The sequence below is a fragment of the Cryobacterium sp. TMT1-62 genome (assembly GCF_004403145.1).
Classification (GTDB): domain Bacteria; phylum Actinomycetota; class Actinomycetes; order Actinomycetales; family Microbacteriaceae; genus Cryobacterium; species Cryobacterium sandaracinum.
Genome location: NZ_SOGZ01000007.1, coordinates 1 through 6,886, shown reverse-complemented (window position 1 = coordinate 6,886; position 6,886 = coordinate 1). Strand labels below are relative to the sequence as shown.

5 protein-coding genes and 1 pseudogene are annotated in these 6,886 nt (G+C 64.2%); 2 read left to right on the top strand and 4 right to left on the bottom strand.

The features are described from left to right. The coding region (locus E3T34_RS02230; protein WP_166785816.1) for a DUF222 domain-containing protein at positions 1-767 on the bottom strand (767 nt) is incomplete at its 3' end. Between the two features lie 108 nt (positions 768-875). Further along, the gene (locus E3T34_RS02225) at positions 876-1,475 is read right to left on the bottom strand and encodes a GNAT family N-acetyltransferase (RefSeq protein ID WP_198411546.1); all 600 of its coding nucleotides are present in this window, start codon (positions 1,473-1,475) and stop codon (positions 876-878) included. A 320-nt stretch (positions 1,476-1,795) separates the two neighbouring features. Here E3T34_RS02225 and E3T34_RS02220 point away from each other — a divergent pair, with 320 nt between their 5' ends. Then, positions 1,796-3,862, top strand: coding sequence for a glucose PTS transporter subunit IIA (locus E3T34_RS02220; RefSeq protein WP_134342024.1), 2,067 nt, complete (start codon positions 1,796-1,798; stop codon positions 3,860-3,862). A gap of 237 nt (positions 3,863-4,099) precedes the next feature. Here E3T34_RS02220 and E3T34_RS02215 read toward each other — a convergent pair. Beyond that, positions 4,100-5,318: pseudogene (locus tag E3T34_RS02215) on the bottom strand (MFS transporter). An 80-nt stretch (positions 5,319-5,398) separates the two neighbouring features. On the opposite strand from E3T34_RS02215, the gene E3T34_RS02210 reads away from it, so the two are divergent. Further along, positions 5,399-6,214 (top strand): metalloregulator ArsR/SmtB family transcription factor, encoded by an 816-nt coding sequence (locus E3T34_RS02210; RefSeq protein ID WP_233191545.1) that lies wholly within the window; start codon positions 5,399-5,401, stop codon positions 6,212-6,214. On the opposite strand, the gene E3T34_RS02205 is transcribed toward E3T34_RS02210, so the two are convergent. Then, positions 6,147-6,551: a VOC family protein gene (locus tag E3T34_RS02205; protein WP_198411424.1), complete on the bottom strand. Its 405-nt coding sequence runs from the start codon at positions 6,549-6,551 to the stop codon at positions 6,147-6,149. The two genes, E3T34_RS02210 and E3T34_RS02205, sit on opposite strands and share 68 nt — an antisense overlap. Between the last annotated feature and the right edge of the window lie 335 nt (positions 6,552-6,886).

Below are 6,886 nucleotides of genomic sequence, written 5' to 3'. Positions count from 1 at the left end.
GGCACGGTCACATTGACCGCACCCCGGATGCCCTTGCCGAGGCCGGACGGGGTGACCCCATCGAGGATGATGTCGGCGAACACGTCCGCCTTGAGCTGCGTCAGGGTGCGCACCTCCTCCGGCCCCTGCAGACTCAACGCTGCGAGCATCACCCGCTCGTAGGCACCGGCCACCTTCTCCGCACTGTCGTACAGGGTCAGCGACGCCATACCATCGGGCTCGGGCTCGAAGAACACGGCCCGGTCGCGCACGGACTTCTGGTGCCGGGCCCGGATCGTCTCCGGATGCAGGCGCTCCCGGAGCAGCCGGGCCCGATACTTCAGCTTCGACGCCGTCACCGTGCCCGCCGACCGCAGAACCTCCACCTCGAACGCCGCCTTGGCCTCGTCGGGAACCGACCAGGCCTGATTGATCACCACCTTCGCGTGCTGGTAACTGATCTCGCCGGCCTCGAGCGCGGCCCGGGTGGCCGGAAGCTCGCCGGCCAAGGCGCGGCTCTCCGCGATCAGGTTCTCAGCCGTGCGGCGCGGCACCCGGATCGTGCAGGCCAGTTCGCTGACGAACTCCCGCTCAGCGACCTCGGCCGCGTCCCACCGGGACCCCGGCAGCCGCGCCGCCGCGTTCGCCCGGGCCTGCCCGAAGCGGCGGCCCGCCTCGACCAACTCCGCCCGCCGAGCGAACGCCACGGCGATGGCCAGTTCGGCCTCCGCGATCGCCTCGAAATGCTCCCCGAGAGCCTCTTGCACTTCAATAAATGAGGGCTTCATGACACACACGCTACGGGCACCCACCGACATTACCCGTGGCATCCGCCCACCTACACGCACCCTGTGGATAACCCGATCACACCCACAATGTGGAGGAAGAAGCCCTGATCATTGATCGCGACCATTCAGGCCAAGGAAGTCCCGGAGCTGCAGTGCGCCCTCGACTTTCAGTTCGGGCTCGGCGCGGTTCAGGGTATCGGCAGTCAGAACCAGCTTCTGGTTCAAGACCATCTCGCCGTCGCGCCTCTTCAGGCGACCGATTCCGTTCTCCCGGTAACCGACCTTTCTCGACACCGCGAGGGACGCGGGATTGTCAACGAATGCCGCTGAGGTGACCTCGGCGGCGTCCAGGTGATCGAACATGAATGCGCAGAGAGCCTGACGCATGAGCGTACCGATCCCGCGGCCGTGGTGCTTCATGCCGAGCCAGGAGCCCGTCTCCCCCGTTCTCGTGACGAGGTAGTCCCTGGTTGAGATGCTCTGGCAACCGACGATCTCACCGTCGAAGCGAACCGTGGTCTCGAGCGACCAGGCCGCCGGCGACATCTCGGCTCGTTGTGCCCAGTGGTATTGCATGAGTCGCAACCGGATCTCGCCCGGGGAACCTACGGTCCACGGGAAGAAGAACGGCATCTCCGTCGGCGCGTGGATGCCTGCCGCAGCGAGCGCATCGAGTTCGGGTAGGTCAGCGTCGCGAACGGGAGACAACGTAACGGGGCCGCAAGTGATTTTCAGCCCGAAAGGTGGCCACAGGTCTTCAATTGGTGTGGACAAGACTGCTCGCGACGGCGGATGTGTTTCGTGATTCCCCATCCCGCGATGGTATCGACTCATCGCTGACTCGCGACGGCATAATTCCTTCCGCGCACGGCCGGCGTTGTCCTTATGCTTAAGTGTGTCCAAAAAACCGTTATCGTTGCTAACGATGCGTGGAGACCATTACGGTCTTCAGCCAGCCAGCGTGGTTCGCGCTGAGCCGTAACAAGCGGAATCATTAAGTTCCGCATCAACACCAGAAGGAGTCCAAGGTGGCATCGAAACCCGCTGCAGACATTATTGAAAGTATCGGAGGGGCCGAAAACATCGTCGGCCTCACCCACTGTGCCACCCGGCTACGTTTCACGCTGAAGGATGCATCGGGGATTGACCAAGCGGCCGTCGAAGCGTTGCCTCTGGTTCTCGGCGCTGTTCCGCAGGCCGGCGATCGCTACCAGATCGTCGTCGGCGGAGCCGTAGATACCGTATACAACGACATTATGGCGCTTCCCGCAATGAAGAAGCATGCGGGCGACCACGGCACCGGCGATACCATCGCCAATGTGAAGGCCGCGGAACGCGCGAAGGGCCCGCGCGGAAAGTTCTCCGGGCTGGACACGTTCTTCGAGATCCTGTCCGACTCCTTCCGCCCGATCCTGGGTGCGCTGCTCGGCGCATCCCTGTTCATCACGTTCATGGCTCTGATGGCAACCCTCGGGGTCATCCCGTCGTGGAACGCACCAGGCGTCACCCTCGACCCGTCCTGGGCGTTCATCAACCTGATGTGGCAGGGCGTTTTCGTCTTCCTTCCGCTGATGGTCGCCTACAACGCCTCCAAGCGGCTCGGCGCTGACCCCTGGGTCGGCTTCGGCATCATGGCCGTCGTCATGCTCCCCGGCTTCAACGCGCTGGGACTCACCGACGGAGCAGAGACCGTCTTCGGCGGCAAGGCTGCAGTCGTGCAGATCTTCGGACTGCCTCTGACCGTCACCGACTACAGCTCGCAGGTGTTCCCGCCGCTGATCATGGCGGTCGTTCTCGGGTTGCTGACCAAGTATCTGAAGAAGATCATTCCGTCCAGCGTTCAGCTGATCTTCGTGCCGTTCCTCTGCATGCTCATCATGATCCCGCTGACCGCCTTCCTGATCGGCCCCATGGGCGTGTACGGCGGCGCCGCACTCGGTAACTTCCTCAAGTCGATCAACGACTTCTCGCCGTTCATCTTCGCTGTCGTCATCCCGCTGGCCTACCCGTTCATGGTTCCGCTCGGCCTGCACTGGCCGCTGAACGCAATCATGCTGCTCAACATCCAGTCCCTCGGCTATGACTTCATCCAGGGCCCCATGGGTGCGTGGAACTTCGCGTGCTTCGGTGCAACTGCCGGCGTGCTGTTCCTGTCCATCCGCGAAAAGGACCGTCAGATGAAGCAGACCGCAACGGGCGCGCTCGCGGCCGGCCTGCTAGGTGGTATTTCTGAACCCTCGCTCTATGGCATCCACCTTCGGTTCAAGCGCATCTACCCACGGATGCTCGTGGGCTGCCTCGTCGGCGGCGTCATCCTCGGCCTCGGCGGCGGCGTGAAGACCAGCGCATTCGTCTTCACCTCGCTGTTGACGATCCCCGCGTTCGACAACATTCCCCTGTACGCGGGCGCCATTACCGCGTCGTTCTTCACCGCGATGATCCTCGTGATCCTCTCCGGCTATAAGACGCCGGAGCAGAAGGCGGAATTCGCCGAGGCTCTGGCTGCGGAAACCGTAGCGAGCGACGATGCTGCAACCGACTCTGACATCGCAGCCCCGGTTGTTGCCGGTGCGTCAGGCTCAGGAACAGGCACCGGAACCGCCACCGCAACCGCAACCGCAACCGCAACCGCCACGGTCCTGGCCACGATTGGTTCGCCCATCGCCGGTATCGTCGTTCCACTGACGGACGTGCCGGACCCTGTGTTCAGCAAGGGAATCGTCGGTCTAGGCGTGGGAATCGATCCGACCGAGGACACCGTGTACGCCCCTGGAGCAGGCAAGGTTCTCGTCGCTCAGGCGACCGGTCACGCCTTCGGGCTGCGACTCGACAGCGGTGTTGAAATGCTCATTCACGTGGGTATCGACACCGTGAACCTTGGCGGCAAGGGCTTCGAGGTCAAGGTGGCCGCGGGCGACCGCGTTGAAGCAGGCACCCCGCTGGTGACCTTCGACCGCAAGGTGATCGAGGATGCCGGCTACTCGCTGGTCACCCCGGTGCTCGTGACGAACCCCAAGAAGTTCGGATCGGTCGACCAGGCAGCGTCTGGCCACGTGGAGGTCGGAAGCCCTCTCATCACGGTCACCGCCAAATAAGACACCTCAGGTCAAAAGGTGGGCAGAGAATTTTCTGCCCACCTTTTTTCCTGCCGCTGACATAACCCGGCGGGAGACCATCCTCGTTCCACCGACCAGAAAACGACCGTTCATCGGCCAGTACGTCGACGGAATCGACATTCTTGTGGTCAACGAACGAGCAATTCGGCACTCAGGAGACCGCGAGCCTCATCGTGGGTTCACCGTTGGTGCGTGCGCAGGAGCGAAGGGCACGGCTCATCGGCTGCGGGTACGGAGATGGTCGTCTCCGCGCATGCGCAAGGCCACGACGAGTCCGGATGCCGCGGTCAGCGCCGCGACCACGGCGACCGCCGTAGGAATACCGAAGGCGTCGGCGAGCAGCCCGGACAGTAACGCGCCAACGGCGAAGCCTCCGTCACGCCACAGCCGGTACGCACCCACCGAGCGGGCCCTCCACTCGGGGTGGGCGACGTCGCCGATCGCGGCGAGCAGCGTCGGGTAGACCATGGCGGTGCCGGCGCCGAGCAGGATGGCTGCGGTCAGCCAGACCTTTGCGGCCGATCCGATCGGAGAGCCCTCCGGTGATGAGCTGCCCGGCTCCCCAAACCGCCGGGTAGACGGCGGCCAGGATGCCGATGCATTCGATACTGAGTCCGGCGGCGGCGAACAGAATGGGGAAGAGCCCCCAGGCGAGGCCGTCGTTGAGGTTGTTGACCATCCCGGCCTGGCTGATCGAAGACAGCGACCGGTCCCGGAAACTGGTGAGGGTGAACACCTCCCGATTGCTGAGGGAGCCGGCGTGGGCGTGAACAGACAGGTGGTTGACGGCCTCGACTTTGGCGTGCTGATGGGTTTCGCGCACGAAGATAACCGACAGACCGAGGCCCAGAGCGATGAAGACCGCGCCGAGCAGGAACGGGCCAGGACGAAGCCCGTATTCGCCCGCGATGTAGCCGGTGGCCAGTGCCGTCGCGGCGACTCCGAGGTACCCGGCCGCCTCGTTGAAGCCCATGGCCAGGCCGCGGCGGCTCGGGCCGACGAGGTCCATTTTCATGACCACGGTGGTCGACCAGGTCAGTCCCTGGCTGATCCCGAGGATCACGTTGGCGGCGACGATCCAGCCCCAGGTCGGGCCCAGGATGAGCAGGATCGGAACGGGGATGGCGATCAGCCAGCCTGCGACCAGCACCGGCTTTCGGCCGTAGCGGTCTGAGAAGGTGCCGGCGAAATAGTTGGTGCCGGCCTTGGCGAAGCCGAAGGCGAGGATGAAGGTCAGCGCGCCCGTATAACGGTCGAGCTGAAAGACCTCGTCCGCCAGCAGCGGCAGCACAGTGCGTTCCTGGCCGAGCGTGCCGCCGACCAGCGCGTTGACCGCGACGAGCAACAGGAACTGGGGGAAGTTCTGCCGGAGGCCCAGGACGATGCCGCGACGCACGCCTTTGGGTTGGTCTGCGGCGTTCGGGGTCTGACTCATAGTCCGTTCTCCAGCGAGGGAGCCGCTGCACGGGCCCGAATTCTATTCCAGAAAACCATTGATTATTAGATGATACTTGTGTGAAGGGAACCGAGAGGAAAAAGATGGGCGATCGAGAAAAGAAATCGGCGCTGTTCGAGCAGTTTGCCCGCGTCGGCAAGGCGCTGGGCAGCGGCAAGCGCCTTGAGCTGGTCGACCTGCTCGCCCAGGGCGAACGCACGGTGGAATCGTTGGCGAACGCGGCCGGCCTGGGTCTGACAAGCGCATCCGCCCACCTGCAAACCCTCAAACATGCGGGTCTGGTCAGCACTCGCCGGGAGGGCACCCGGATTCACTACCGACTCGCCGGGGATGACGTCGCCCGGCTCTACAGCCTGGTGCGCAGCGTCGCGCAGACCCATCTCGCAGACGTCGAATCCATCCGGATCGCCTATCTGGGTCTCGATGACTCCGAAGCGGCGGGCGACGATACGCACGAGGAAATCACCAGGGAAGAGCTTCTCGCACGCGCGACGGCCGGGACTATCACCGTGCTGGATGTGCGGCCACGGCAGGAATATAACGCTGCGCACATTCCCGGCGCCCTCTCCATCCCCCTCGAGGAACTCAGCGATCGGCTCAGTGAACTGTCGACGGACCGCGAGGTTGTCGCCTACTGCCGCGGCAAGTACTGCGTGCTTGCCTACGAGGCCATGGCCGTGCTGCGCCGGAGCGGCCGACGCGCAACGCGATTAAACGAGGGGATGTTGGAATGGCGACTGGCGAATCTGCCGATGTCCGCCGAGGCGGCCGCCGGGCGCACATCCGTCGAACTACCGGCCTGTCGGACTACCGGACTACCGGCCGGCGGCCGAGTGGGCTTTGGAACCGAATCAGGTAGCCGTCCGGATCGGTGACCAGGAACTGGCGCACACCGGCTTCCTCGTCGTCGACGCGATACCACTTCGTCTCGGGCGCCATGAACAGTGAAACGCCCGCCGCTCGCAAGGCCGACAGGATCGGATCGACGTCGGGCACGGCCACCTGAAAGTTCACGCCGCGACCCTGCGGCACCTCAAGGGGACCCGTGATCCAGTTCCTGCCGGCTCCCGCCCGTTCCAGCATCACGTGCGCGGATCCCCGCATGATGTAAGCGAAGCCGTCATCGGGGCGGTCGTAGCGAATCGTGAATCCGCACAAGTCGCACCAGAACTCGATGCTGGCTTCAAGATCCCGCACCAGAAGTTCAGGCACCAACGCTGGATCTGTCCCGGAAGTCACGTAGTCATGGTGTCATGCTCTGCTCACCCGCAGACCTACCGAGTCAGGGAAATGCGCTCCGGTGCGGCATCGAAGGCCTGCCCGATCGCGCTTGTGCCGTCGACAGCGACCGCGCACCGTACGCGCGCCCCGCCGGCAGCGTGAACGAGTTCGACGGAGATTTTGCGCGAAACGGCCCAAAACAGCCCGGAAACCGGCTTATTCCTTAAAATCTCGGCTCTCCTGCTGCTTCCGTGGGTTAATCCCGGCCGGGGAGTGCGGGTTTGTGGCCGCCGAGGCTGAGCATGGCCAGGGCGATGAGGGCGTCG